We start from the raw sequence: 24,526 nt of genomic DNA, 5'->3' as shown, positions 1-24,526 counted from the left end.
TCAGTAACTCAAGGGCGGCTGCGGCCCGTTTCGGGGCTCGGCGACGCGCATATTGTCGGTGTTATCGGCGTCCAGCGTTTGGTAGGCACGATAGGCCAGCACCAGCAGGAACGAGAACATGGCGAAGCCAATGACGATGGCGGTCAGGATCAATGCCTGCGGCAAGGGATTGGCGATGGCGGTTTCGGGTTGGTCCAACCCGTCCGGCACGATTGGCGCGATCGCCCGCATCAGGCGACCGGCGGTAAAGATCAGGAGATTGACGCCGTTTGAGAGCACCACTACCCCCAGCAACATGCGGATGAGCGAGCGCGACAACAGAAAATAAATGCCGAACACAAAAAACAGGCCGACGAGGGCCGCGATCATATATTCCATCAGCCGATTGCCCCCCCATCGTCTTCCAGCGCCAGCGCCACTGAGGTCAGTGTGCCAAACACGACGAAAAACACCCCGATATCAAAGACCATCGGGGTCGAGAACGGAATGGTGTCGCGCCCCACGGGCAGATAAAGCCAGATGCTGGTCAGGAAAGGCGATCCGGTAAACAGCGACAGGAGCCCGGAGAACCCGGCAATGAATACGCCAAAACCGGCATAGCCCAGCGGATCGAATTTTAGCGCCTTGCGCACCGCGTCGACGCCCGATGCCATGCCGAACACCGCCATGGAGGAGGCAGCGATCAGACCGCCGATAAAGCCGCCGCCCGGCTCATTATGGCCGCGCAGGCTGACATAGATGGCAAAGACGATCATCACGGCGACGATAAACGGGGCGATCGTGCGGAAAATTACAGTTTTCATGACCGCCCCTTTGACCGGCTGCGGATCAGCGCCAGAATGGCGATACCGGCGGCCATGACTACCGATATTTCACCCAACGTATCCAGTCCGCGATAGTCCACCAGAATAACATTGACGATGTTGCGGCCGTGCGCCACGGGCAGGCTGGTGGCGGTGAAGAAGTCACTCAGGCGCGTATCCAGTGTGCCGGTGAGGATAACCATCAACATCAGCGCCACGCCGACCCCGCACACCAGCGCGATAAAGCCGTCGCGGAAAATGTCTTCAAAGGGGCGATTGTCACGTTCACGCAGGTTGAGACGGGTCATGACCAGCGCCAGAATGACCACGGAGAGAATTTCGACCATGAATTGGGTAAAGGCGAGGTCCGGTGCGCCAAACAGCAAAAAAATCAAGGCAATCGAGGTGCCCTGAATACCCAGCGCCAGGATCGAACTCAGGCGGTTGCGGGCGACCAGGAGGGCGACCAATCCGAGGACGGCCATGCCCAAGACTATCCATTCATAGGCCATCATGGTGGGCAATAGCGGATGGGCGATCCATTCGCTGAACGGCAGCAGCACATCATAGCCATGATTAAGCGCCAGTGGCAGCACCATGGCCAGCGCCAGTGCGACAAAAACCATCTGCAAATAGCGTTCCAGACGGCCGTGGTGGAAAAACCGCGTGATGGCACCGGCAAAGCTGATCAGCCCAAACATCAGCCCGTCAAAAGCCCTGTCGGCATTGGGCAATTGCTGGGTCAGGCGGCGTATGGCGCTGCGCATGGACACCAGTTGGAAAAATACCAGCGCCCCGAGCGCCCAGGTCAGCGCCGACAGGAATGGAATGAGGCCGGTGAAATCGGGCACCAGTGTCAAATGCGACTCGACTTCAGCATGCAGGATCGCCGAGGCGGTGGGCACCAGCACCGTATGGCCGAACCAGTCGGTTGCCAGCGCCATACCGACCCCCAGTGCCCCCAGCACCAGCGGTCCGACGACCAATCCCGGCGCGCCTTCATGGGGATGTTTGGGGGTGGGGAGCAACGGGCCGAAAAACGGTTTGATGGCGATGGCGAGGCCAACTCCGGCCAGCAGCGCATTGCCGGTAATAGCGACTAGCAACAACACTATTGGCCGCCAATCGGGGTTGGCCAGGGCAATATACATTTCTTCCTTGGCCAGGTAGCCAACGGTCAGCGGCAGGCCAACCATGGCAAGCGCGGCCAACAGGGCGGCGATAAAGGTCAGGGGCATCTTGGTGCGCAGGCCGCCGAGGGCGGTGATATCGCGGGTACCGGTGCCATGATCGATGGCGCCGACCAGCATGAAAAAGCCAGCCTTATAGAGTGCGTGGGCGACGAAATAGACCACCATGCCGGAAATGGCGGCCTCGCTGCCCACCCCGATCAACAACACAAGAAGACCGAGCGAGGCGATGGTGGACTGGGCCAGCATCTGTTTCATGTCGGTCTGGCGCAGCGCCGCGATGCCGCCCCACAATAGCGTGACGCTGCCGAAAACCGTCAAGACCGTGGTCCAGGCCACTGTTTCGCCCAGCATCGGGGTCATGCGCGCCAAAAGATATACGCCAGCCTGCACCATGGTGGCCGAGTGCAAAAATGCCGAGACCGGGGTTGGCGCTTCCATGGCGTTGGGCAGCCAGAAATGAAACGGAAACTGGGCCGACTTGGTAAAGGCTGCGCCCAATATCAGGATCAGCGCCAGCGGGTACAGATCGGCCCCGCGCACTGTATCCCCCAACTCGCGCAGGGCGCTCAGGCTCCCATTGCCCTGTCAGGTGATGCAGGACGATAACGCCGAAAAGCAGCGACAGGCCGCCAATATTGGTGACAACAATAGCCTGGATGGCAGCCCGGCGCGCCGCCTGGCGGGTATGGTCAAAGCCGATCAACAGGAACGAGGTGACCGCGGTCAGTTCCCAAAAGGTGAACAGCGCCACCATATTGTCGGACAGAACCAGTCCGAGCATGGCGCCCATGAAGGCCAACAAAAAGCTCATGAAACGCCCGTGATGGGCGTGGCCCGATACATAAGCGCCCGAATAGATCACGATCAACGTACCGATGCCCGAAATGGTCAGTGCAAAGGTCAGGCTCAGCCCGTCGATATAGAATGACAGCGCCAGATTGAAGCTGGGTATCCAGGCGATGCTGGCCCGTATGGTCTCGCCATGCATTACCGGGTCGATGAACTGGGTCAGGAACAGGAAAATTGCGGCAGGCACCAGCGCCATCACCCAGCCGATATGGCGGCCGGTACCGCGCAGCACCCACGGCGCCACCAGGGCGGCGAGAAATGGTGCTATGGCGACCAGGACAATACTCAGATCAAGCGACAATCCCAAATCCGGCAAATTCCTCAAACATGCTGCCGATTCTGGCGAGCCTGGACGGGCGTCAATCTAACCATTGAGCGCTATCGAACAAGCCTAAAGGGGCATTGTCCCCTCGCAATCTGCGTTTTACCGGCTTACATCTGCATTCGTTTCTGCCACCAAGACGGTCTGGCCCGACCTGTCCGTCGATTTACCGGGATGGTTTCATGCCCCAACGCCTGCCCCCAGTCGCCGCGACAAAAGCCCATCACGCCACCTTTCACGGCATTACCCGCGATGACCCCTATCATTGGCTGCGGGCTGAAAACTGGCAGGAAGTAATGCAGCAACCCGATAACCTGGCGCCCGATATCCGCGCCTATCTCGAGGCCGAGAACGATTTTTTCGAGGCCGAGTTCGGCGCGCCAACCGAAAAACTGCAGGAGGCGATCTACAAGGAAATCCGTGGCCGGATAAAGGAAGATGATAGCGGCGTGCCGACCCCCGACGGTGCCTACGCCTATAATTCGCGGATGCTCGAGGGCAAGCAATATCCCCAGATCGTGCGCACGGCCCGCGATGGCGGCCCTGAAACCGTTTTGCTCGATTGCAATGTCGAGGCGGGCGAGGATTATTTCGGCTTTGCGGGGGCCGAGCATGACCGGTCCCACAAATTCCTCGCCTGGGCAGCAGATCGCAGCGGCTCGGAATATTTCGACATCGTGATCCGCGATCTTGAGACCGGCAAGGACAGTCCCGAAATCATCGCCAACACCGCTGGCGCTTATGTCTGGGCGCCGGACGAGCTCGGCGATCTATTATACCGAATATGATGATAATCACCGCCCGTTCAGGGTGCGCCTGCATGTCATCGGCACGGATCAGGCAAGCGATGCCATCATCTTTGAGGAAAAAGACCCTGGGTTTTTCGTTGGCGTCGGCATTACGCTCTCCAACAAATTCATCGTCATCGATGCCCATGACCATCAAACGTCTGAGTGCTGGCTGGTCGACGCCCGTGCCGGTGGCGAACCGCGTCTGGTCGCCCCACGGGTGACCGATCGTGAATATGAGGTCGATGAGCGCGGCGGCACTCTGTTCATTCGCACCAACGCCGAGGGGGCCGAGGATTTCAAGATCGTCACCGTCTCCGCCGATGCGCCTGCCGCTGAAAACTGGGTGGATCTGGTACCCTATGTGCCGGGCGTACTGGTCCTCGACATCATTGTGATCAAGAATCATTTGCTGCGGCTCGAGCGTTTTGAGGGGCTGCCCCGCATCGTCGTGCGTGATCTGCGCACTGATCGCGAGGAAACAGTCCGGTTCGAAGAGGAAGCCTATGCGCTTGGCATGTCGGTCGGCTTTGAGTTCGATACGTCAGTGTTTCGCCTGACTTACTCCTCGCCCACCACGCCGTCGCGCACCTATGATGTTGATCTCGATACCGGGGCGCGAACCCTGCTCAAAGAGCAGGAAGTGCCCTCGGGGCACGATCCGGCCGACTATGTCACCCGCCGCCTGTTTGCCACCGCCCCGGATGGCGAGACAGTGCCGGTTACATTGCTCTACAAAAAGGGCCTAAAGCTCGATGGCACCGCTCCGGCGCTGCTTTATGGCTATGGCGCCTATGGCATGGCGATGCCGGCGGCCTTTTCAGTGTCGGCGCTGTCGCTGGTTGATCGCGGCATGGTCTATGCCATTGCCCATATTCGTGGCGGCATGGACAAGGGCTATGGCTGGTACGCAAAAGGGCGACGCGAACACAAGACCAACAGTTTTACCGATTTCATTGCCGCCGCCGAAATGCTGATCGAACAAAATTATACCGCCAAGGGCCGAATCGTTGCCCATGGCGGTTCCGCCGGCGGCATGCTGATGGGCGCCATTGCCAATTTGCGGCCGGACCTCTGGGGCGGCATTGTGGCGCAGGTGCCGTTTGTCGATGTGCTCAATACCATGCTCGATGAAACCCTGCCGCTCACGCCCCCCGAATGGCCCGAATGGGGTAACCCACTGGTTTCGCCCGAGGATTATGCCCGCATTGCCGCCTACGCGCCCTATGAGCAGGTCAGCGCCCAGGACTACCCGCCAATCTTTGCATTGGCGGGGCTTACCGATCCCAGGGTCACCTATTGGGAACCAGCCAAATGGGTGGCCAGATTGCGCGCAACCAAGACCGGCGACGCACCGTTGTACCTGCGCACCAACATGGGCGCGGGCCATGGGGGCGCGTCGGGCCGGTTTGACCGCATCAAGGAAACCGCCATGAGTTACGCCTTTGCGCTAAAGGCGGCTGGATTGGAATGATCATTCTCGCCTAAACAATTGTTGCCGCGTCACAAACCGCCTATATCAAAGCGACCACCCGCGCGTTCAGCGTCAAGATTTTCAACAACCGGAGGCTATTATGTCCACCAAGTTTACTTTGCCCGCATTGCCCTACGCCTATGATGCGCTGGGCCCCTACATGTCGGCCGAAACGCTTGAGTTTCACCATGACAAGCATCATCAGGCCTATGTAACCAACGGCGAAAAGCTGCTGGAGGGTTCGGGTCTTGAAGTGCTGGCGCTCGAAGACATCGTCAAGGAAAGCTTTGGCAAGAATGCCGGCCTGTTCAACAATGCCGGCCAGCATTACAACCACACCCACTTCTGGAACTGGATGAAGCCCAATGGCGGTGGCAAGAAATTGCCCGGCGCGCTGCAGGCAGCCATTGATTCCGATCTTGGCGGTTTTGACAAGTTCCGTACCGATTTCATTGCTGCGGGCACGACCCAGTTCGGTTCAGGCTGGGCCTGGCTGTCGCTCAAGAACGGCAAGCTCGAAGTGTCCAAGACCGCCAATGGCGAAAGCCCGCTGGTTCATGGCGGCAAGCCGCTGCTCGGCGTCGATGTGTGGGAGCACTCCTATTATATCGATTACCGCAATGCGCGCCCGAAATATCTCGAGGCCTGGTTCGACAATCTGGTCAACTGGGAACATGTCGAGCAGCTGTTTGAAGAAGCCCGCTAGGGTTTCATCGATAAACCGCGTGATTTCGCCGGCTCATTTGGGCCGGCGTTTTCTTGTGCACTACCGCTTAAGAATTAGTCATTGGCCAAACTGCCCCCTTCAACGGCGCGCCCACTCATGGTAACGGTTTGTTTACCATTGGGAGAAGCACCAGTTGAACCAGACCGTCCGGGTCATTGCCATTTTCGCTGCCAACAGCGCTCTGTCGTCCATTCTGGCGATGGTGGTTGGTGGCGATACGCGGTTGCGGGTTCGGCAATTTGACAGCGTCCACGGCCTGCGCGCCTATATGCGCGTTGCCCCTGTTGATGTGCTGGTCTGCGATTTTGACAGTGAAAGCGCCCCGGCCGGCGATCTGGTTTATGATCTTCGCCGCGACGAGTCTCGTTGAAAATGCCGCATTTTCTGCGATCGGACTGACAAGGTCAATCACCACGACAACACGGCATCGCGCCATCCGCGCCGGCATTGACGAAGTCATCGTCAAGCCGATGTCACCGCGCCATATCTTGACGCGGGTTCAGGCGCATGTGCGCAAGCCCCGTTCAACCATTGCCAGCGGTAGCGGCTATCGCGGTCCCGACCGGCGTGATCGCGTCAGTTTCCAGAACCGCACCACCCAGCCCATGCGCCGCTATACGGACAATGTCGTACCTCTGTTTCCTGATCGTCGCGCCGCGCCCGAACATCCCGGCCTCTAAAAAACCTGCCGTTGTCGATCAATGGGATTCGTTGAGCAGGCGACTGACGCGGCTCCACAGATCTTCAATTGATTCGGTGAACTGCACGATCCGTTCATGGCCTTTCAGGCCGGGTGACAGCACATCGGCGGCATAGCCGCGTAGTACCTCAAACGCCCGGTGTTTGTTGAGGAACACGACCGGGCAATAATGTCCCGCGGCCTTTGCCGAGGTCCAGGAACCAAAAAGCCCGGTTGAGCTGTCCAGTGAGCCGGGCAGGCCGACAAAGGCGTCGGCCAGTTCGCCGACTCGCGTCCAGCGTTGGTCGCGGTCGGCAATGATTTCCACCGGAATACTGGCCAGTGCCCTTGGCAATACCATGCCCGCATCGGCAATGATGGTCACCGCGCCACCGGCGGCGCGGGCTGCGGTTATCAGCGGTACTGGCAGAATGCCGTTCTCGGCAAGACAGAGGATTTTTGCGCCGCGCCGCGCCAGATAGGTGCCCGCCTGCCCCATGATGCTGGCGCGTTCGGCGTCGCCTGGGCCTTTGTCCGAAGCAAAAACCGCCAGCATCGGATGCGCAATAACCGCCATGTCAGCGCCCCCGTTTCAGGCTGCCTAGAATGCCGCGCACCAGCGCATTGCCCAGACGATTTGCCACTGTGCGCGCCAGCGAATTGATTGCGGCTTCGGTTGGCGTCTGTCGGCTGGACCGGGACCGGGTGGTGCGGCGGCGTGGTTCGTGATCCTGTTGATAGTTACGCTCGCGCTTTTCGCGCTCGTCCTCGATCTGCTGGCGCTGCTCGGCATCCTGTTTTTGCCGGGCGCGATCGGCCAGAACTTCAAAGGCGGACTGGCGATCAATGGCGGTGTCATAAAGTCCGGCGACCGGCGAATTGGCGATCAACGCCCGCCGTTCCTCGGGCAATATCGGCCCCAGTCGGGATGAGGGCGGTCGAATCATGGTGCGGCCGACCATTGAGGGAACACCCTTGTCCTCCAGCGTCGAAACCAGCGCCTCGCCGGTGCCGAGTTGGGTTATGACCTCCTCGGTTGAAAAGGCGGGATTGGGCCGGAAGGTTTCAGCCGCGACCCGCACGGCCTTTTGCTCGCGCGGGGTATAGGCGCGCAGGGCGTGCTGCACGCGATTACCCAATTGCGCCAGCACCGGCTCGGGCACATCCATGGGGTTTTGCGTAACAAAATAAACGCCAACGCCCTTGGAGCGCACCAGCCTGACCACCTGCTCGACCTTGTCGATCAGCGCTTTGGGTGCATCATCAAACAACAGATGCGCTTCGTCGAAAAAGAACACAAGTTTCGGCTTGTCAGGATTGCCCACCTCGGGCAATTCCTCGAACAGTTCGGACAATAGCCACAGCAGAAATGTTGCGTAGAGACGCGGCGCGCGCATCAATTCATCGGCGGCCAATACCGAAATATAGCCGCGCCCATCGCTGGCGCTGCGCATGAGATCGGCAATGTTCATGGCCCGCTCGCCAAAGAAATGCTCACCACCCTGCTGTTCCAACACCAGCAGGGCACGCTGGATGGCGCCGATGCTTGCCGTCGAGACATTGCCATATTGAACCGAGACTTCCTTGGCGCGGGCCTGAATATCAACCAGCAGCGCGCGCAAATCCTTGAGATCGAGTATCAACAGACCCTCGTCGTCGGCGAGCTTGAACGCCACGTTCAAAACGCCTTCCTGGGTATCGTTGAGATCAAGCATTCTGGAGAGCAACAGCGCGCCCATTTCCGACACGGTGGTGCGCACCGGGTGGCCCTGCCGACCAAAAGATCCCAGAAAATTGTGGGAAAGGCCTTGAAGTCATATTCGTCGCCCAACCCGATATCGGCGGCGCGTTTGAGCAGAAAATCCTTGCCCTCGCCCGAAACGGCAATGCCGGACAGATCGCCCTTCACGTCGGCACAAAATACCGGCACCCCGGCGCGCGAAAAACCTTCCGCCATGATTTGCAGGGAAACCGTCTTGCCGGTCCCGGTGGCGCCGGTGATCAACCCGTGGCGATTACCATATTTGAGCGCCAGATATTCGGGGCGCGTACTGGTACCAAGGTAGATCTTGTCATCAAGCAGCATAGGTCGGCCATCCTCATTTGGTTCGCCCTTATAGCCGGGTGGAATGCTGCGGGACAAGCGTAGCGGGAAACGTTCACCAATCCAGTGAGCAGTTGTGGCCTCAAGGCGCGGAAAACGGCACAATCACCTCATGAAAACCGCACTCATCTCCAATCGGCGCCGCTTTTTGGCCAGCATCGGCGCTGCCAGTCTGGTCATGTGCACTGCCAGTCGTGCACAATCGCTGCTTGATGGGGCGTCCCTGGGAATTGTTTCCGGGGATGGCACCGATCAGACGGTAGCAGTGCAGCAGGCAATCGATAATGCCGCCGCGTCGGGCCAGACCCTTATACTGCCGCCCGGCGACATTTCGGTTGGAACGCTGGCGTTTCCGGCACGCCTTGCGCTTGAAGGATCGGGCAACGCCACGATTTTGCGCGCTCGTGGTGCGGCGCCTGTCGCCCGCATCGGGACTGCCCAAGCCATCACCATCACCGGGTTAGGATTTGCCGCCAATATAGACGCCCCGACCAGTCAGGGACCGCTGCTCGATATCAGCGCCAGTGACAATATAAGTCTGGTGCGCTGCCAATTCAGCGGCGGTGGCGGCGGTATTGCAACGCGTGATAGTGCGCTCAATATTTCAGACTGCCATTTTGCCGATCTCGCCGATGCCGCCATTCATTCGGCCAATAGTCGCGGTCTGCTGATCACCAATAATCGCATTGCCCGCTGCGGCAATGCCGGTATCCGCATATGGCGCGACGAGGCGGGGCCAGACGGCAGCATCGTGCGCGGTAATCGCATCGCGGCCATCGACTGGCGCGATGGCGGCAATGGCCAGAACGGCAATGGCATCAATATTTACAGGGCCGATGAGGTCATCATCGCCGACAACCATATTGATGGTTGCGCTTTTTCCGCCATCCGTCTCAATTCGACACGCAATAGTCAGGTTTCAGGCAATCTGTGCCTCAATGCCGGGGAAGTCGCGATATTTTCAGAGTTCGCCTTTTCGGGTTCGGTCATTGCCAACAACATCATCGATAATGCCGCCACCGGCATTTCGATCACCAATCTCGATCAGGGCGGGCGTCTGGCAGTGTGTTCAGGCAATATTGTGCGCAACATCACGCCAAATTCAGCGGTCAATCCGGACACCATCCCCATCGGCATTTACGCCGAAGCCGATACCGCGATATCGGGTAACAGCGTCAGCAATGTGCCCGGCATTGCCATCATGGCGGGCTATGGCAGCTTTCTCGATAATGTGCTGATCGCCTCCAATGTGGTCAGCGAAGCCGATTATGGCATTGGCGTCAGCGTCGTTGAGGAAAGTGGCTCGGTGCATATCGCGGGCAATCTCATTGCCGCGCGCAAGGCCAAACTCGTCGGCCTGCGCTGGCAGGAGGTGGTGTCGACCGATCTTGGTGCCGACATCGCCAAATTTCCCAATGTGACGCTGAACGCCAACAGCTAGACTTTTGCGGCACGCAACAGGCCAACCTCGTCGCCGCGCACGCTGCGGACCGGCTGGCGCGCAAGATTTTCCAGCACCGCCCTCTGGTTGGCGTCCGGCTCGGCATAGTGCATCAGCATGGCCGCCAGCATGGCTTGCGAGGCCGGAATATTGCCATCATCGCATTTGAGCGCATAGCCCCAGCCCTTGTCGCGGATGGCGCCACATTGCACGCCGTCGGCCCCGACCTTTTGCATCACCCGCCCGCCAAAGGCCTCCATGATCAGCGTATCGGCATGGCCGGTGCCCGCCACCAGATGCGGATGGCTGGTCGCCGCGTCAAACAGGCGTTGGGCGGCACTGGCGTAATTTTCGGGCAAGCCCCTGCCCGTCGCCATGCGCGCAAAGCCAAAGGCAAAAGCGCGGATCGGGGCGGCAAAAGTGGGGATAGAACACCCATCGGTGCCGCACTTTCCCTCGGACAGCGACTCCCCGATCACTGTCTCGACCGCGTCGCGCACCGCTACCTGCACGGCGTGTTCGCGCCCGACATAGCCGGTGGGCGACACCCCCATGGCCAGCGCCACCGACAACATACCCGAATGTTTGCCCGAACAATTATTGTGCAAGGCGCTCGGCTTTTCCCCGGCAGCGCGCAAGGCAGCACGCGCCGCTGGATTGGTCGGCATGTGCGTGCCGCATTCGAGCACGTCCGGGGTTAAGCCCATGCGTTCAAGAAACGCGTCAACAGTTTTGGTATGAATCACTTCGCCATGGTGGGAGGCGCAGGCCAGCGCAAGTTCCTTGGCGCTATGGTGGAATTTGTCGTCGGCGTGCCGGGTAATGATTGGCAGCGCCTGCATCGACTTGATCGCCGAACGCGGAAAGATCGACCGCTCGATGTCACCGACCGCCGCGATGATCCCTCCATCGGCATCGAGGATGGCAAAGGCGCCGCGATGGCGATTCTCCACCCAGTTGCCGCGCAGGGTTTCGGCGAGAATAGGGTTGGCGTCCATAATAAAACTCCGGTCCGGGCTGTTCTGCGAACAACACCAGACCGGAAAAGTCAACATGCATGGGAGGGAGGCACGGCGAAACTGTTTGGACTAGAGGTCGTGATCGTCGGCCAGGCGCAAATAGCGGCCATTGACCCATCCCCTGGTATTGTTGCGTTCGACAAGGCACCAGTCGGTGCTGTTTTCAACTTCGATACAGCGCTCGATCCAGACGTGGGCATAAGGGGCCAGCGCCCCGACCTTGCGGGAATAAGCGGCGGGCCATTTGCGCACATTGAGTTGGTCCCAATGGGCAACGCCGGTGACGCGGGCCAGATGGTCAACGCCATATCCGGCGGCCATGGTAGGCTGCACGGCAAAGGCGGCAGCGCCGGTGATGATCAGGCCGCAGAGCGTGGCGACCAGTAATTTTTCATGGTTCTTGTTCATTTGCTGTCCCTCAACCGATGCGTTTGACTTGATGATGAGAGCTTACGGTTTGCCGTTTGAACCCGGACTGAAATGCGTGTTCAGAAAGCGTTCATGCAAACCGCAAGCTCCCGGCGAAATCAGCGCATGTCCCGCTGATGCACATAAAGCAGGATGCTGTCATTGGCGCCGAAGCCCAGCGAGACGACATCAAACTGGTCATAATCCATGGCGCGCAATGCCGACATCAGTGTCGAATTGCGGGCAATCGGCATGCGCAGGCGGCCAACATTACCCTCGACAAACAAGGAGCCGTAGCTGGTGCGGCTGACCATGGTCTGATCATCGCAAACCGGGATCAGAACGACTTGCTGCCAGCTTTCGATGTCGGCAATGTCTGCCTGATAAACGCGGCGCATATGGCCCATTTCATCGGCACAGGAGTGCGGCGAATCTGGCGAGGCCTGCGGATAGTTGGGCTTGCCGGGCACAGCGAGCCGGGCGAACTGGGCCGAACTGGGTATCGTTGTCAGGGCCATGGCCAGGGTGGCGATGGTAATCATCAAGCTGGATTTTTTCATTTTTCGTCTCCTCAATCTGGTTTGGTTAAACCGGCTCCGTGGCCGGTGGCGTGGCGTTATTTGCCTTGCTTGATGGCCATAAGACACTCACCGGCTTGAACCGGTCGTGAGCCTCACGTTCATCATCTGTTTAGTTTTGTGATCGACTTGGCAGCGCCGCGTATTCCGTGCGACTTTCGGCGCCAAGGCACTGGTAGCGGTGCAGATATTTTTGTGGAGGCCAGTATGGCAAAAGTTTTGGTAACGGGCGGTAGTGGCAAATTGGGGCGCGCCGTTTTGAGGGACCTGGTGGCCCACGGCTATGACGTGCTCAACCTGGATCAGCACATTCCAGCCGAAAAAATCTGCCAGACCGTCAAGGTCGACCTCACCGATTTCGGCCAGGTCTATACCGCGATCAGCGGCGGCATCGACGAACGCTCGGGCCCGTTTGAAGCGGTGGTACATCTGGCGGCCATTCCGGCGCCGGGGCTGGTGCCCAACGCGGCGACCTTCGCCAATAATGTGCCCTCATCCTATAATGTGTTTGAAGCGTGCCGTCTCTCGGGCATCAAGAATGTGGTGTTTGCCTCGAGCGAAACCGTACTCGGCCTGCCCTTTGACAATCCGCCGCCCTATGCCCCGGTCGACGAGGACTATTTCCCGCGCCCTGAATCGGCCTATTCGCTGGGCAAATTGCTCGATGAAACCATGGCAGCCCAGTATTGCCGCTGGGACCCGGACTTGCGCATGGTCGGCCTGCGCTTTTCCAATGTGATGAACCCCGAGGACTATAAGGCCTTCCCCGGCTTTGATGGCGACGCACGACAGCGCAAATGGAACCTGTGGGCCTATATTGATGCCCGCGATGGTGCCCAGGCGGTCCGTCGCGCCATTCAGGCTGAATTTACCGGCTTTGAAGCCTTCATCATCGCCAATGCCGATGGCGTCATGAGCCGCTCCAACACCTCGCTTCTGGCCGAAGTCTTTCCCGACGTTCCTCAAAAAGGCAACATCACCACCAACGGAACCCTGCTTTCCATTGAAAAGGCCAAACGCCTGCTCGGCTACTCGCCCCAATTCAGCTGGCGCAATGAGGTTGGCGGGCAGTAAACGCCGCACACATATCTGAGCGAAAGGACAACCGATGAGCGCAGGCGCCCATATTCGTACGCGGCACAACGGGTAGAACAGCGAAACAAGCTATGCTGAGGCGAAGGTGACGTTGCCCAATGGGATATCGTTTCTGATCACCGCCTCGGCGCGTGACGATGGCGCCCTCATGCTGCACATTCCCGCTGATGAGAAAGCGCCCAGGCGGGCTTGCGCCTTCTCGATCGTCCCCGGCGCCGCCAACACGATATTTATCTCGGCCAATAAGCTTGTGGCGAAGTAGGATTTGTACACGTACCAAGATGCAGGCAGATCGCGTCACCGCGAGGATGGAGCGTGAGTGGACGTACGCTAAATCTCTCGTTTTACTGAGCGAACGATGTCCCTGGTCTGGTGCAAATCAACCAGCCGCCCTAATTCCGCGCCGCACTTCGAGCAGTTCATTTTCTCATGCTCGCCACTCGCATCGTATACGAGCGTGTTTTTCGTGCCACAGGATGGGCAGGCTAATTCGATGTGAGGTATTTCCTGCATCGCTAACTCCTCGTCGAACTGGTTTATTTACGCGGCAGAATTTTCCGGCGTCAATATTCGCTTCAGTGACCGTTCCAGATCGCATGGTGAAAAAGGTTTTGCCAGAATAGGGGCACCCCCGCATTGACTTGGAACGTCTCGGGCAGTGTATCCTGTGATGAAAATGACTGGTATGCCACGATCTTGGCAACTGGACGCCACGGCTAGGCTGGTGGTGAGACCGAGATTAATATCGAGTAGTGCAACGCGGGGCTGGCATTGTCCCAAAAGTCGGAATGCATCTTCTTCGGTGTGGACACTGCCAACAACCAGCCAACCCAAATCGTGCGCAATATCTTCGATCATGAGCGAGATAAGCGGCTCATCCTCGACGATGATCAGACCTTTACCGATGGTTTCCATGATAGGCTCCGTCTACCAACCGCACCTCCAAATATTCACGCGGCATGAACTTGTTGTAGCTTGATAGATCTGATCGTGCTGGCTTAGTACGATAGATGACATTGCCGGGGGCCGGTTAGGGGCGCACAAGCATTCATCGTTCGCACGTTTACGGGCGCGGACGGCTGAGAGACAATGCGTTTGCTCTTGCCCCAACGGGGGAGAGCATCTTGTCTCTGCACCAAGCCGATTTTCGAAATCGCCTGCTACGTTATTTGTCAGATGATGACTTAGCGGTCATTACCCCACTATTAGAACACGTCGAGTTACCTAAGGGGCTCGGTATATCCGAGCCGAACCAGGCAATTGGGTATTATTATTTCATGGAGTCAGGCATCGGCTCTATAGTGGCTGTCTCGGCTGAGGGGCAACGTGCAGAGGTCGGGCTAGTGGGACGAGATGGGATTATCCCAACCGCTGCTGTCATGGAGTGCGACACCTCCCCTCATGTCATCCTGATACAGATCGAAGGCCAGGGCTATCGTATCGAGGCGGGCGCGCTGGTTCAATTTCTGACCACAAGGCCAGATGCTCGCAGATTGTTTGTGCGCTTCGTGCAAACACTCGCAATACAGACAGCCTGCACGGCGCTCTCGAATTCGGTTCATCATATCGAGGAACGATTGGCGCGGTGGATTTTGATGTGTCATGACCGCACCGAGAATGGGGAAGTAGCGCTCACACACGAGTATATTTCCATCATGCTGGCCGTGAGACGGCCGAGTGTTACGACCGCCCTACATGTGCTTGAGGGTAATCATCTAGTCTATTCTGAACGAGGAATGTTGACCATTCGTGACCGCGCCGCTTTAGAAAACTTTGCCCTTGATGCCTATGGCATTCCGGAGCAGGAATATGCGCGGCTTGTCGGGCCGATGCGATGATTTGCAGAGCATATTCCGGTCCTTCCGTGCCCCGGCGCCCATTGCCGCCCGCACGATATTTGTCTCGGCCAATAAGCTTGTAGCGAAGTAGAACAGCGGCGCTCCTCCGACTGCCCCATAGCGGCCGGTGCCGGTGCGTTATCTTACTGCTGCGGCCCCGGCAGCGCCGTCATGAGATCATCGACCGAAATGCCAAGCGTTTCCGCTGCACTGGCGAAATCGGGGGGCATGCCCAGAGCGTCGCGTAACGCCGTTTCATCGACACCCAATGTCTGGGCTGCAGCAGCGAGGTCTGGCCCGCCACCGCCACCATTGTCGGGGGCCGCCATGGCATCGGCAACGGCAACCTCGCCATGATAGCAATCAACAGAGTATGGCGCTTCATCGGCTGTCAGGTGGTAGTGATAGATGCCATCGGGGAACTCCGGCGTTTCACCGTAATGCCCACTGCATTCGTCCAGATCGCCATCGGTCATGATGGCTCCGGCGGCGCCCTGGTTGCTATATGCCGGAAACCCATCTTCGAGAACGCCGAGCATGGAGGAATGCTCGCCTGCCTGGTCCAGCGTTTGGGAAATGCATAGCGGAATGCCGTGATAGTGGTAATTGGTGCCGTCCACCAGCGTGTGGCCATTGCACGCGTCGACAAAGGACACGTGGTCATGGGTGACATTGTCATCGAGCGCGGCAATCTGCCGATCAAAATCTTCATAATCGTTGAAGAGTTGCGCGCCGCTGATGGTGACCCCGATGCGGCCCAGCGAAGTGTCGGTGACTTGGTCGCTATAGTGCGGCTGCGTGGTAATGGTGGCGTCAACACTGGTTTCGGTAAAATAGTCGGCTGAGTTGACCACAGTGAACTCGTCGACCGTATTGTCCGAAAAGGGCATTGAACCCACATCGTTGGGGATCAGGTATTTTTCGGCAAAGCCATGGTCGGGGATGCCGTTGGACTGATACCGGAAGGTCGCTGCAGCTTCATCAAAACTTATTGTGACAGTGTCGCTCCATTTGGCGGCCGCCACGGCCGCGGCAGTATCGGCCGGCTCGGTTACATCGTGCCCAAAGGCCGATCCGCCGCCCAGCCCAAGCGCGGCCATCACCGCCAGTGCCGACAGGGAAGTCTTTCGGTATTGCGTCCATATGGTCATGACTTGCCCGATCCTTGATGTCTTGACTGTCCATGCCCACCAAAAATCGCGCGAAGGCGCGCCGCCGAGTGGCGGTGCCGGGTCAGGCTCAATGTGGCACCAGAGCCTAACATTTCCGCCCTACCCGGGCAAATTACCATCGGGGCAAGAACATGACAGTCCCGTCATCCCGCCTTCTCGATCGTGGGGGGCAACATGGTATTGTCTCGGCCAACAAGCAAAAACGCGATAGAATCGGTGCAATGATCAAGTGATGTACAGGTCGCATACCCGCGATTATGAAACTGCACGCACTCACGGTCATGGCAAGGTGAACCGCCTGTCTGCATTCCACGCTCGCATTGCTGAAATCAGACGCGACGCAGCATCGTTTAAGCCGCGCCTTGCAGCCCGACGTGCGCTTTGCTACGGCAATTTGGAACGGTACCCATCGCCATTGGCAATCTGCTTGAGCGGGCGCGAGGCCAAGGGCTTGTCTATTCTCCTCTCAAGAAGAATGGTCCACCCCAAGTTTTTTAATGAAGAAAGGACTACAATCATGTCGTTTCAAGCATATCTCGACGCTGTTGAAAACAAGACGGGCCTGACACCCAGGCAGATTGTCGACCTCGCCCGGGCCAAGGGTTTCATCGACCCCTCGGTTAAGGCCACAGTCATCCTCGATTGGTTGAAAGACGACTACGGGCTTGGCCGTGGACATGGCATGGCCATGGTACATGTAATCAAGAAAGGCCCGGAAATCGACGCCAAGCATGTGGGGTCGTCCGGATCGCATCGCGACGAAGCCGACACGCTATGGCTCGATGGCGTAGCAACCAAACCTTCGTGACGGTATAGGGATCCGCATTCGGAATCTGGTCCGATGGGTGTATAAGGGGCCATGGCGGAATTTTCGTCGGGTTCAATCGTCACGCGCGATGGCACCACGCTTGCCTATACCGAGCGCGGCGACGGGGAAACGCTGGTGTTTGTGCACGGCGGCGTTTCGGATCAGCGTACATGGAACGGCCTGCTCGATTTTTTCGCCGCGTCCTACCGTACCATCGCCTATAGCCGCCGCTATGCCGTGCCCAACGCGCCCATCGACCCCACTGCCGATGACCCGATGCAGGTCCATGTCGATGATCTGGCCGACCTGATCAGAGACAGGAAAGCGGGACCGGCTCACATTGCAGGCCATTCCTGGGGCGGTTTTGTTGCGCTCAAGCTGGCTATTCAAGAGCCGGAGCTTTGCAAAAGTCTGGTACTGATCGAGCCGCCCGTTCTCACCCTGCTGTTTGACTTTCCGCCCACACCGGCCAAACTGCTCCGAACTCCTCTTCAAATCACCCAAAACGGCCCTCGCCCTTGTCAAACTGGCCGTAGGCGCAATGGCGCCAGCCGAAAAAGCGTTTAGGCGCGGCGATGATAGGGCGGCCATCGAGGCGTTCGGGTGCGGCGTTCTCGGTGAAAAACGATTTAAGGCGCTCTCAAAGCAACGCTACGAACAGGTTTGGGAAAATCGAGCGCCCGATCGTGCCCAAATGCTCGGCGTCGGTTTTCCGCCCCTGAGCGATCAGGAAGTGGCCCGCGTGACCCAGCCGGTTCTGTTGCTAAGCGGCGCCGAAAGCCCCGCCATTTTTATCCGTCTCAACCAGCATCTGTTACACCTGTTGCCCGACGCCAGCCACCAGACCGTCCCCAATGCCTCCCATCTCCTGCACGAAGATGCCCCCGAGGCTTTTCAAAGCGCTGTTGCGGTGTTTTTGGCAGCGGAGGATTAATGCCCCCTTACAGCAGTGCCTGTTCGTTGCGGCCCATGAAGCGGAAGGCGATGTAGACGGCGGTGCCGCTCAAAAGCAGCAATATGGTGGACAGCGCTGCCGCTGTGCCGAAATCGCCGTCTAGGATCAACAAATAGATGCGCACCGGCATGGTCATGGTGCTGCCGACATAGAGCACCAGCGAGGACGACAATTCGTTGATCGCGGTGACGAAGCTGAGCATGCCGCCTGCAATGATACCGGGGACAATCAGCGGCACGGTGATGCGCATAAAGGCCTGGAACGGGCTATAGCCCAGCGAGACTGCCGCTTCTTCCATGCTGGGCGAAATCTGCCGTAACGAGGATGAGGTTGTGCGCACCGTATAGGGCAGTCGGCGAATAAAGATCGACAGGATGATGATGGTTGCGGTGCCAGTCAGAATGATGGGGCCGGTATTGAAGGCGGCGATGAAGGCGATACCGATGACAATACCGGGCATCACATAGGGCACCATGAAAGCACCATCGAGCAAGGTGGTGTTGAAATTGGTGCGGCGCGCCACCAGCACGCCGATCACCGTGCCGATAACAACGATCATGGCGACCGCGGCGACCGAAAAGGTCACCGAATTGCGCACGACATCGCCGAGATTGAACAGGATGCGCTCATAGCTTTGCAGCGCAAAGCCGTTCTGAAATACCGGCCCGCTGGTTTTGCGGAACGAGTAAATCACCGAAATAATGACGGGCATCGCCCCGCTGAGCCCAATAAAATAGACGGCAAAATGCGCCAATACATTGCGCCAGCCGGTGAGTTTTGTGCGCGTCGGCTTGTTGATCATGTTGCCGTGGTAAACATTGCGCCGCGACATGTAGCGTTGCAGCATGACGAACACCATCGACACAAGGATCAGAATGACACTGATGGTGGTGGCCATCGACATGTTCGAGCCAACCTCGGCCGAATAGAGCGTAAAGGCTTCGGTGGCCAGCACATTATAGCCGCGCCCAAGCAGACGCGGCGTGCCGAAATCGGCAATGGCATGGATCAGCGCCAGCAGCCCACCGGCGCTCAGTGCTGGAAACACCATCGGAAACGATATTTTGAAGGTGCGTTGTAGCGGGGTCAGGCCAAGCCCCTCGGCGGCTTCTTCGAGCGAACGATTGACGTTGCTCAGGGCCCCCGACACCATCAGATATACATAAGGATAGAATTTGAGCGAGAAGACAATCAAAATGCCCCCTACGCCATAGATCGGCGGCATGTTGACGCCCATATCGCGCATGAAGCCGCGCACCACGCCACCGGCGCCGAACAGCACGATCCATGAATAGGCACCAATAAAGGGTGGCGACACCAGCGCCAGAATGGCCAGCAGCGACACAAATCTGCCGCCGCCGATGACAAAGCGCGACACGCAGAACGCCATGATCGAGCCGAGCAGCAAGGCCCCGAGCAGACCGCCGAAACCAACGACCAGCGTATTGACAAAGGCCTGATGAAACCGTGACTCTCCAAGGAATTTCAGATAGTTGGCAACGGTCAGATTGCCACTTTGGTCATAAAGGCTCGAAAGGAGCACCGAGCCAACCGGGATGAACAGCAGCGCAAACAGCAGGCCCCAGGTCAGGATCATCACCACGGTCCAGAAATTGAGGCGTGGCATGCCGGTCACCCTGTGATTCGGACGCCATCGGCGCCAAATGCCATGGGCGCGTCACGCGGCACCAGCACCGAAACGGTTTCTCCGGCCCTGCGTGTCGCTGAAATGCCCGGATTGGCCAGTTGCACGACAATGATCCCGGCCGGGGTTTCGACCTGCACATGGGCCTCGCGGCCGAGATAGGTATATTTGGTGACCTTGCCGGTCAGCACCGCCTTCCCGTTGGCGTCGCTGCCCGGTTCGGCAAGGCCAACGCGTTCGGGGCGCACCGCCCATGCGGCGTCCTTTGATGCGGTCAGCCCCAAATGGCTGAGCAAGGCCTCGCGGCTTTGCCCGGGTGTAAGAACATTGAGCGTGCCGACAAATTCGGCAACGAACCGGGTCTGCGGGTTACCATAGATTTCCTCGGGCGTGCCGACCTGCTCGATCCTGCCGGCATTCATCACGCAAATGCGGTCCGAAATCGCCAGCGCTTCTTCCTGGTCGTGGGTCACATAGATGGTGGCGATATTCACCTGTTTCTGGATATCGTGGATTTCCTCGCGCAGGCTCGATTCGCAGCTTGGCATCGAGATTGGACAGCGGCTCATCCATGAGCAACAGGCGTGGATTGATAACCATGGCGCGCGCCAGCCCGATGCGCTGTTGCTGGCCGCCTGACATGGCGGCGGGCAGGCGGTCGGCCATGGCGCCCAGTCGTACGGCCTCAAGCGCCTGGGTCACGCGGGTCTTGATTTCGGCCGCCGGCACTTTTCGCGGCTTCAGACCAAACGCGACATTGTCGTAAACGCTCAAATGGGGAAACACCGCATAGTCCTGAAAAACCATGCCAATATCGCGTTGGTGCGGCGGCACGATGCGCAGGTTCGAGCCATCGAGCGAGATGTCGCCCGAGGTGAGATCATTGAACCCGGCTATGGAGCGCAGCAGGGTGGTCTTGCCGCAACCGCTGGGACCAAGAAGGGTAAAAAACTCGCCTTGCTCCACCTGCACTGAGACGCCATTGAGCGCCATGAAGCTGGGGCCGAATTGCTTGGTCGCATTGGTAATCGTCAAGTAGCTCATGCGGTCCCTCTCCCCGGCGCCTGTCGCCATATGACACCAATCAAGTTTCGTATTGCAACATTTTTTCGCTTGGTTCAGGATCATTTCGATCTCATCTTGATCAAAAACGAACGGGAGGATTCACATGAACATTCGCAAACGTACATTTTTGACGCTATCGTCCGCCGCACTGATCGCATCCACCTGCCTGACCTCACTGGCGTTCGCCCAGGAAGGGTCTGTGGTGGTTTACACCGCGCACAAATCGTCCATCGTTGACACGCTGCTGCCGATTTTCGAGCAGGAAACCGGGCTCAAGGCCGAAGTGGTCAAACTTGGCTCGGGTGACATTGGCAAGCGCGTCCAGGCAGAAGCAGGCGCCCCGGCGGCCGACGTCATCTGGTCGATTTCGGGCAGCCAGCTCACCGGGCTCAAGGATTTGCTCGAGCCTTACACGCCGCCTGAATTTGACATGATCGACCCGCAATTCATCAAGGATGCATCATGGACCCCCTATACGGCGGTGGTTTATGTGCTGGCGGTCAACACCGACCTGCAGCCGCTTGATACAGCGCCAAAAACCTGGGCCGAGCCTTGCCGATCCAAAGTGGCAAGGCCAGATCGCCAGCGCCCGCGCCGATGGTTCGGGTTCGGCCATGCAGCAGCTCCAGACGGTGCTGACCGTCTTCGGTGACAAGGGGTGGGACGAATATGCGGCAATCGCCAAGAATTTTGTCTTCACTGACTCGTCGGGCGCCGTGCCGCGTTTCGTGGCCGATGGCGAAACCTCGATGGGGCTGACGCTGGAAGACAATGCGCTTGAATATGTTCAGGGCGGCGCGCCGATCTCGATTGTGCACCTGTCGGACGGCACCGCCGCAACGCCGGACGGCGTAGCGCTGGTCAAGGGCGGTCCCAACCCGGAAGGGGGCAAGGCCTTTATCGATTGGGCCATGTCCAAATCGACACAGGAAAAGCTGGCCATGGACATTGGTCGCCGCTCGGTTCGCACCGACGTTGCCGGCCCAACCGGCACGCCAAAACTGTCTGACCTGACGCTGGTCAGTGTCAAGCCATTGAGCGATTTCGGTGGTGTCGAGGCCGTCTTGGCCAAGTGGCGCACCGCTATCGGCGAATAGACCGGCAATTTTGGCAATAAGACTATAGCAGGACCACATGCATCAGCTTGAAGCATTTACTCTGGGCAAGAAGTTCGGACATCCAGAGACCAATGAAGACAGTCTGGTGGTCATGCCAAACATGGGTTACGCCGTCATTGATGGCGTAACCGACCGCAACGGCACCCGTTATGGTGACATGCTGTCGGGCCAGTTTGCCTCCCGCACGGTCCAGCGCGCCATCGAGATTTTCCTCCTGGCGCAGGGGCGTTCCGACCAGCCGGAGCCTGCAATTTCAGGGCGGCGAGCATTTTGTCGATTATCTCGGCAAGGCCATTCATGCTGGCTATGTTGCCCACGGCGCGCTGGCGGCAGTTGAGGCGGACTGGAAACTTCGCGGTGGCTGCACGGTGATGGCGGCCCTGTTGCTCGGGACCCAGCTTGAAGTGGTGGCGGTCGGCGATAGCGGCATTCGCATCAATGGCACCGACATATTGCAGGTTCTCAAGCCGCTCGATGATGTGACCGCCATTTTGCGCCGCGAAACATGGCATTATTTCGAGGCGCAGGGCCTTGCGCCCGAGGCGTGCGACAGCCACGCAACATCAATGACGTGGCAAGGCACCCGCAACCAACCCGAGGGCAGTCCAACGGCGGCCCAGACCATCGTCGACGCCATTGAGCGGCGCGCGTTGGCGGCCTGCCGAGAGCATTTGCCCGAGGTCCCCGATACCGAGATCTTGTTGCTGATCCAGCACGGCATTTCGCATGGCCAAGGCAAGTTCCAGAATGTCACCGAGCCGGTGCTGGGCTATGGTGGCATTGATGGCTTTGCCGTGCCGCAGCGTTTTGTCGAAACGCGCAGCTACACGCTGGCGGATATTGATACGATCGAATTGTTCTCGGACGGCTATTTCAAGCCGGGGGCCGGGTTTGGCGTTGCCGCGTGGGAGGCAGCATTTGACGAGGTCGAAGCCGAGGATGTGCACAAGATCGGCCGCTATATGAGCACCAAGGGCACGACAGCCACCCAGTTGACTGATGATCGCAGCTATCTCGGCGTCCGCCTCAAATGAGTGGAGTGACCACCCCACAATTGCGCACCGAGTCGGCAGAAATTCCGGTGGATGCACCAGCGGCCAATGGCCGGGTCGGCGAGCGTCGACAGGCCATTCTTGAGGCGGTGCGGACCCATGGGGCAGCGTCGGTCGCCGAATTGGCCGAGCGGTTCGATGTCACCTACCAGACCATTCGCCGTGATTTGCGCACGCTGGAAACCCAAGGTCTTTTGCAAAAGGGTTTTGGCGGCGCCTTTGCGTCTCCCGGCGTCGCCCATCATACCCATCATGAGCGCAACGCCGTGCAGGTCGGGGTCAAGCGCCAACTGGTGGCGGCGCTCGAAGAGTTTTTGGCACCCGGCGGCACCGTTTTCGTCGGACTGGGCACAACCTTTGATTCCCTGCACGAAGTGCTGGCCCGTCATCCTGGCGTTCTCATCGCCACGCCTAATCTTGAAGTGGCCCATTCCTGCGCGCTCAAGACCGACGCCACTGTCTATGTTTACGGCGGCTATGTGCGCAACAAGGATTCCTCGGTCCTGACCCTTGCCGATGACAGCCGCCAGCGGTTCAAGTTCGATGTCGCCATCATCGGCGCCAGCGCTATCGACCGCGAGGGCACGGTGCAGGAATTTGACCCGATGGAGGTCGATCTGGTGCGCTCTATCCTGCCCTGTGCGCGGCAGGTCATCCTCGTGGCCCACGATGAAAAATTCGGACGCCGCGCGCCTCACGTGGTGACGCAAATAGCCGACATCGATGTGTTGATCACCAATGGCGCGCCCGCTGGCCGTTTTGATGATCCAGCGATCCTGTCGGGCCTGCGGGTCATCGCCCTGCCCTAAGCCGCGCCGATGGTTGGCATGAGCCTGATCATCCCAATGAACGATACCCGCGTCGAGCCTCAGGCCGTGGCTGACAAGGGCTTTTTCCATGGCCATTCGCGGATGCTGGGCAGCCATGGCGATCGCGGTTTCGGCTGAAGCGATTGACCAGTCCACAATGTTGCGCACCGCCTGGTCCAGACACAGGGCGGACCCGGCCAGATTGGGTTGACCGGGCTGCACCATGGCACCCGCCTCGGTGCGTTCCACCGCCATGCCGGCAAAAACATAGTGCCCGGGTGACGCTGCGGCACCGAGCACCGCATCGGTCACCAATATGCAGTTTTGTGGGCGCTTGATGCGCACCATCGCGCCAAGCGCGCCCGGCGACAGATGATGACCATCGGCAATCAGGCAGGCCGTCAGTCGCGGCTCGCCAAGTTGGGCCAACAGGGGATTTTCCAGCTTGGGCAATTGTTGCGGCAGGCCGTTGCCGAGATGGGTCGATAGTGTCAATCCGGCCTCAATACCTGCCGCTATGTCGGCGAAACCGGCCGCCGAGTGGGCCACGGCAGCAACTTTGCCGCGCGCGGTCAGGGCACGAA

General features: G+C 58.8%; 28 protein-coding genes and 2 pseudogenes. 16 read left to right on the top strand and 14 right to left on the bottom strand.

The genetic code is table 11. The features are described 5' to 3' along the window. From PSQ19_RS00310 to PSQ19_RS19225, 4 genes and pseudogenes are all read right to left on the bottom strand, one after another. Positions 1-378, bottom strand: coding sequence for a Na+/H+ antiporter subunit C (locus tag PSQ19_RS00310; protein ID WP_282219124.1), 378 nt, complete (start codon positions 376-378; stop codon positions 1-3). Beyond that, positions 378-803, bottom strand: coding sequence for an MnhB domain-containing protein (locus tag PSQ19_RS00305; RefSeq protein WP_282219123.1), 426 nt, complete (start codon positions 801-803; stop codon positions 378-380). The genes PSQ19_RS00310 and PSQ19_RS00305 overlap by 1 nt, the downstream gene beginning before the upstream one ends. Then, the gene (mbhE, locus tag PSQ19_RS00300) at positions 800-2,536 is read right to left on the bottom strand and encodes a hydrogen gas-evolving membrane-bound hydrogenase subunit E (protein ID WP_328517702.1); all 1,737 of its coding nucleotides are present in this window, start codon (positions 2,534-2,536) and stop codon (positions 800-802) included. Before mbhE ends, PSQ19_RS00305 begins: the two co-directional genes overlap by 4 nt. Before the next feature lie 97 nt (positions 2,537-2,633). Further along, positions 2,634-2,984, bottom strand: a pseudogene (locus tag PSQ19_RS19225) (putative monovalent cation/H+ antiporter subunit A); the annotation flags it as partial. Positions 2,985-3,349: 365 nt separating this feature from the next. Between PSQ19_RS19225 and PSQ19_RS19220 the strand changes: the two are divergent. The 5 genes from PSQ19_RS19220 to PSQ19_RS00280 all read left to right on the top strand — a co-directional run bounded on the left by PSQ19_RS19220 (position 3,350) and on the right by PSQ19_RS00280 (position 6,836). After that, the gene (locus PSQ19_RS19220) at positions 3,350-3,955 is read left to right on the top strand and encodes a S9 family peptidase (protein ID WP_328517701.1); all 606 of its coding nucleotides are present in this window, start codon (positions 3,350-3,352) and stop codon (positions 3,953-3,955) included. Then, the gene (locus PSQ19_RS00295; RefSeq protein WP_328517700.1) at positions 3,909-5,429 is read left to right on the top strand and encodes a S9 family peptidase; all 1,521 of its coding nucleotides are present in this window, start codon (positions 3,909-3,911) and stop codon (positions 5,427-5,429) included. Before PSQ19_RS19220 ends, PSQ19_RS00295 begins: the two co-directional genes overlap by 47 nt. Before the next feature lie 100 nt (positions 5,430-5,529). Then, the gene (locus PSQ19_RS00290) at positions 5,530-6,135 is read left to right on the top strand and encodes a superoxide dismutase (RefSeq protein WP_282219122.1); all 606 of its coding nucleotides are present in this window, start codon (positions 5,530-5,532) and stop codon (positions 6,133-6,135) included. A gap of 154 nt (positions 6,136-6,289) precedes the next feature. Beyond that, a complete protein-coding gene (locus PSQ19_RS00285; RefSeq protein WP_282219121.1) occupies positions 6,290-6,526 on the top strand; it encodes a hypothetical protein in 237 nt (78 codons plus the stop codon). Next, positions 6,498-6,836 (top strand): response regulator transcription factor, encoded by a 339-nt coding sequence (locus PSQ19_RS00280; RefSeq protein ID WP_282219120.1) that lies wholly within the window; start codon positions 6,498-6,500, stop codon positions 6,834-6,836. The genes PSQ19_RS00285 and PSQ19_RS00280 overlap by 29 nt, the downstream gene beginning before the upstream one ends. An 18-nt stretch (positions 6,837-6,854) precedes the next feature. Here PSQ19_RS00280 and PSQ19_RS00275 read toward each other — a convergent pair whose 3' ends face one another. Both PSQ19_RS00275 and PSQ19_RS00270 read right to left on the bottom strand, forming a co-directional pair. After that, a complete protein-coding gene (locus PSQ19_RS00275; RefSeq protein WP_282219119.1) occupies positions 6,855-7,412 on the bottom strand; it encodes an LOG family protein in 558 nt (185 codons plus the stop codon). 1 nt (position 7,413) lies between these two features. After that, positions 7,414-8,921 (bottom strand): annotated as a pseudogene (locus PSQ19_RS00270) (helicase HerA-like C-terminal domain-containing protein). Positions 8,922-9,051: 130 nt separating this feature from the next. Between PSQ19_RS00270 and PSQ19_RS00265 the strand changes: the two are divergent. Beyond that, positions 9,052-10,380: a TIGR03808 family TAT-translocated repetitive protein gene (locus tag PSQ19_RS00265; protein ID WP_282219118.1), complete on the top strand. Its 1,329-nt coding sequence runs from the start codon at positions 9,052-9,054 to the stop codon at positions 10,378-10,380. Here the strand turns inward: PSQ19_RS00265 and PSQ19_RS00260 are convergent. From PSQ19_RS00260 to PSQ19_RS00250, 3 genes are all read right to left on the bottom strand, one after another. Next, positions 10,377-11,378: an asparaginase gene (locus PSQ19_RS00260; protein WP_282219117.1), complete on the bottom strand. Its 1,002-nt coding sequence runs from the start codon at positions 11,376-11,378 to the stop codon at positions 10,377-10,379. The two genes, PSQ19_RS00265 and PSQ19_RS00260, sit on opposite strands and share 4 nt — an antisense overlap. A gap of 90 nt (positions 11,379-11,468) precedes the next feature. Further along, on the bottom strand, positions 11,469-11,807 hold the full coding sequence (locus PSQ19_RS00255; RefSeq protein WP_282219116.1) for an SH3 domain-containing protein: 339 nt from the start codon (positions 11,805-11,807) through the stop codon (positions 11,469-11,471). A 119-nt stretch (positions 11,808-11,926) separates the two neighbouring features. After that, entirely contained in the window at positions 11,927-12,367 is a 441-nt protein-coding gene (locus PSQ19_RS00250; protein WP_282219115.1) for a hypothetical protein, read from the bottom strand. A 225-nt stretch (positions 12,368-12,592) separates the two neighbouring features. Between PSQ19_RS00250 and PSQ19_RS00245 the strand changes: the two genes are divergently transcribed. Next, positions 12,593-13,459 carry an NAD-dependent epimerase/dehydratase family protein gene (locus PSQ19_RS00245; protein ID WP_282219114.1) on the top strand — a complete coding sequence of 289 codons (867 nt, stop codon included), beginning with the start codon at positions 12,593-12,595 and terminating at the stop codon, positions 13,457-13,459. Between the two features lie 106 nt (positions 13,460-13,565). Continuing rightward, positions 13,566-13,742, top strand: coding sequence for a hypothetical protein (locus PSQ19_RS00240; protein ID WP_282219113.1), 177 nt, complete (start codon positions 13,566-13,568; stop codon positions 13,740-13,742). Positions 13,743-14,020: 278 nt separating this feature from the next. Here PSQ19_RS00240 and PSQ19_RS00235 read toward each other — a convergent pair whose 3' ends face one another. Continuing rightward, positions 14,021-14,395 (bottom strand): response regulator, encoded by a 375-nt coding sequence (locus PSQ19_RS00235; protein ID WP_282219112.1) that lies wholly within the window; start codon positions 14,393-14,395, stop codon positions 14,021-14,023. Between the two features lie 209 nt (positions 14,396-14,604). On the opposite strand from PSQ19_RS00235, the gene PSQ19_RS00230 reads away from it, so the two are divergent. Further along, positions 14,605-15,318: a Crp/Fnr family transcriptional regulator gene (locus PSQ19_RS00230; RefSeq protein WP_282219111.1), complete on the top strand. Its 714-nt coding sequence runs from the start codon at positions 14,605-14,607 to the stop codon at positions 15,316-15,318. Positions 15,319-15,461: 143 nt separating this feature from the next. Here the strand turns inward: PSQ19_RS00230 and PSQ19_RS00225 are convergent, their stop codons facing one another. Beyond that, complete coding sequence (locus PSQ19_RS00225; RefSeq protein ID WP_282219110.1) at positions 15,462-16,469, bottom strand: YHYH protein; 1,008 nt, start codon at positions 16,467-16,469, stop codon at positions 15,462-15,464. A gap of 538 nt (positions 16,470-17,007) precedes the next feature. On the opposite strand from PSQ19_RS00225, the gene PSQ19_RS00220 reads away from it, so the two are divergent. From PSQ19_RS00220 to PSQ19_RS00210, 3 genes are read left to right on the top strand one after another with little or no spacing between them, the layout of a single operon-like run. Next, on the top strand, positions 17,008-17,298 hold the full coding sequence (locus PSQ19_RS00220) for a DUF4287 domain-containing protein (protein ID WP_282219109.1): 291 nt from the start codon (positions 17,008-17,010) through the stop codon (positions 17,296-17,298). A 51-nt stretch (positions 17,299-17,349) separates the two neighbouring features. Further along, positions 17,350-17,865 (top strand): alpha/beta fold hydrolase, encoded by a 516-nt coding sequence (locus tag PSQ19_RS00215; protein WP_282219108.1) that lies wholly within the window; start codon positions 17,350-17,352, stop codon positions 17,863-17,865. Further along, on the top strand, positions 17,840-18,232 hold the full coding sequence (locus PSQ19_RS00210) for an alpha/beta fold hydrolase (RefSeq protein WP_282219107.1): 393 nt from the start codon (positions 17,840-17,842) through the stop codon (positions 18,230-18,232). Before PSQ19_RS00215 ends, PSQ19_RS00210 begins: the two co-directional genes overlap by 26 nt. A gap of 7 nt (positions 18,233-18,239) precedes the next feature. Here PSQ19_RS00210 and PSQ19_RS00205 read toward each other — a convergent pair whose 3' ends face one another. The 3 genes from PSQ19_RS00205 to PSQ19_RS00195 are packed head-to-tail and all read right to left on the bottom strand — an operon-like array spanning position 18,240 to position 20,942. Then, positions 18,240-19,880 (bottom strand): ABC transporter permease, encoded by a 1,641-nt coding sequence (locus PSQ19_RS00205; protein ID WP_282219106.1) that lies wholly within the window; start codon positions 19,878-19,880, stop codon positions 18,240-18,242. A 5-nt stretch (positions 19,881-19,885) separates the two neighbouring features. After that, a complete protein-coding gene (locus tag PSQ19_RS00200; protein WP_282220761.1) occupies positions 19,886-20,320 on the bottom strand; it encodes a TOBE domain-containing protein in 435 nt (144 codons plus the stop codon). Next, the gene (locus PSQ19_RS00195; protein ID WP_282219105.1) at positions 20,268-20,942 is read right to left on the bottom strand and encodes an ABC transporter ATP-binding protein; all 675 of its coding nucleotides are present in this window, start codon (positions 20,940-20,942) and stop codon (positions 20,268-20,270) included. The genes PSQ19_RS00200 and PSQ19_RS00195 overlap by 53 nt, the downstream gene beginning before the upstream one ends. Positions 20,943-21,066: 124 nt before the next feature. Between PSQ19_RS00195 and PSQ19_RS00190 the strand changes: the two genes are divergently transcribed. The 4 genes from PSQ19_RS00190 (at position 21,067) to PSQ19_RS19600 (ending at position 23,942) form a co-directional block, all read left to right on the top strand. Next, positions 21,067-21,615 (top strand): extracellular solute-binding protein, encoded by a 549-nt coding sequence (locus tag PSQ19_RS00190; protein WP_282219104.1) that lies wholly within the window; start codon positions 21,067-21,069, stop codon positions 21,613-21,615. Then, a complete protein-coding gene (locus PSQ19_RS00185; RefSeq protein WP_282220760.1) occupies positions 21,542-22,060 on the top strand; it encodes an extracellular solute-binding protein in 519 nt (172 codons plus the stop codon). The genes PSQ19_RS00190 and PSQ19_RS00185 overlap by 74 nt, the downstream gene beginning before the upstream one ends. Before the next feature lie 170 nt (positions 22,061-22,230). After that, positions 22,231-23,115 (top strand): hypothetical protein, encoded by an 885-nt coding sequence (locus PSQ19_RS00180; protein ID WP_282219103.1) that lies wholly within the window; start codon positions 22,231-22,233, stop codon positions 23,113-23,115. Then, on the top strand, positions 23,112-23,942 hold the full coding sequence (locus PSQ19_RS19600; RefSeq protein ID WP_407649051.1) for a DeoR/GlpR family DNA-binding transcription regulator: 831 nt from the start codon (positions 23,112-23,114) through the stop codon (positions 23,940-23,942). The genes PSQ19_RS00180 and PSQ19_RS19600 overlap by 4 nt, the downstream gene beginning before the upstream one ends. Positions 23,943-24,526 lie beyond the last annotated feature (584 nt).

It is taken from the genome of Devosia algicola (assembly GCF_028816455.1).
Lineage (GTDB): Bacteria > Pseudomonadota > Alphaproteobacteria > Rhizobiales > Devosiaceae > Devosia > Devosia algicola.
This window is presented reverse-complemented; position numbering and strand designations above follow the sequence as displayed.

Coding starts and splice junctions, on each gene's coding strand:
- PSQ19_RS00255 (WP_282219116.1), bottom strand. CDS start 11,807: ATGAACAAGAACCATGAAAAATTACTGGTCGCCACGCTCTGCGGCCTG.
- PSQ19_RS00275 (WP_282219119.1), bottom strand. CDS start 7,412: ATGGCGGTTATTGCGCATCCGATGCTGGCGGTTTTTGCTTCGGACAAA.
- PSQ19_RS00305 (WP_282219123.1), bottom strand. CDS start 803: ATGAAAACTGTAATTTTCCGCACGATCGCCCCGTTTATCGTCGCCGTG.
- PSQ19_RS00295 (WP_328517700.1), top strand. CDS start 3,909: ATGTCTGGGCGCCGGACGAGCTCGGCGATCTATTATACCGAATATGAT.
- PSQ19_RS00215 (WP_282219108.1), top strand. CDS start 17,350: ATGGCGGAATTTTCGTCGGGTTCAATCGTCACGCGCGATGGCACCACG.
- PSQ19_RS00180 (WP_282219103.1), top strand. CDS start 22,231: ATGGTGACATGCTGTCGGGCCAGTTTGCCTCCCGCACGGTCCAGCGCG.
- PSQ19_RS00200 (WP_282220761.1), bottom strand. CDS start 20,320: ATGAATGCCGGCAGGATCGAGCAGGTCGGCACGCCCGAGGAAATCTAT.
- PSQ19_RS00290 (WP_282219122.1), top strand. CDS start 5,530: ATGTCCACCAAGTTTACTTTGCCCGCATTGCCCTACGCCTATGATGCG.
- PSQ19_RS00280 (WP_282219120.1), top strand. CDS start 6,498: ATGATCTTCGCCGCGACGAGTCTCGTTGAAAATGCCGCATTTTCTGCG.
- PSQ19_RS00245 (WP_282219114.1), top strand. CDS start 12,593: ATGGCAAAAGTTTTGGTAACGGGCGGTAGTGGCAAATTGGGGCGCGCC.
- PSQ19_RS00225 (WP_282219110.1), bottom strand. CDS start 16,469: ATGACCATATGGACGCAATACCGAAAGACTTCCCTGTCGGCACTGGCG.
- PSQ19_RS00205 (WP_282219106.1), bottom strand. CDS start 19,880: ATGCCACGCCTCAATTTCTGGACCGTGGTGATGATCCTGACCTGGGGC.
- PSQ19_RS00190 (WP_282219104.1), top strand. CDS start 21,067: ATGAACATTCGCAAACGTACATTTTTGACGCTATCGTCCGCCGCACTG.
- PSQ19_RS00260 (WP_282219117.1), bottom strand. CDS start 11,378: ATGGACGCCAACCCTATTCTCGCCGAAACCCTGCGCGGCAACTGGGTG.
- PSQ19_RS00310 (WP_282219124.1), bottom strand. CDS start 378: ATGGAATATATGATCGCGGCCCTCGTCGGCCTGTTTTTTGTGTTCGGC.
- PSQ19_RS19600 (WP_407649051.1), top strand. CDS start 23,112: ATGAGTGGAGTGACCACCCCACAATTGCGCACCGAGTCGGCAGAAATT.
- PSQ19_RS00250 (WP_282219115.1), bottom strand. CDS start 12,367: ATGAAAAAATCCAGCTTGATGATTACCATCGCCACCCTGGCCATGGCC.
- PSQ19_RS00220 (WP_282219109.1), top strand. CDS start 17,008: ATGTCGTTTCAAGCATATCTCGACGCTGTTGAAAACAAGACGGGCCTG.
- PSQ19_RS19220 (WP_328517701.1), top strand. CDS start 3,350: ATGCCCCAACGCCTGCCCCCAGTCGCCGCGACAAAAGCCCATCACGCC.
- PSQ19_RS00195 (WP_282219105.1), bottom strand. CDS start 20,942: ATGAGCTACTTGACGATTACCAATGCGACCAAGCAATTCGGCCCCAGC.
- PSQ19_RS00265 (WP_282219118.1), top strand. CDS start 9,052: ATGAAAACCGCACTCATCTCCAATCGGCGCCGCTTTTTGGCCAGCATC.
- PSQ19_RS00235 (WP_282219112.1), bottom strand. CDS start 14,395: ATGGAAACCATCGGTAAAGGTCTGATCATCGTCGAGGATGAGCCGCTT.
- PSQ19_RS00210 (WP_282219107.1), top strand. CDS start 17,840: ATGGCGCCAGCCGAAAAAGCGTTTAGGCGCGGCGATGATAGGGCGGCC.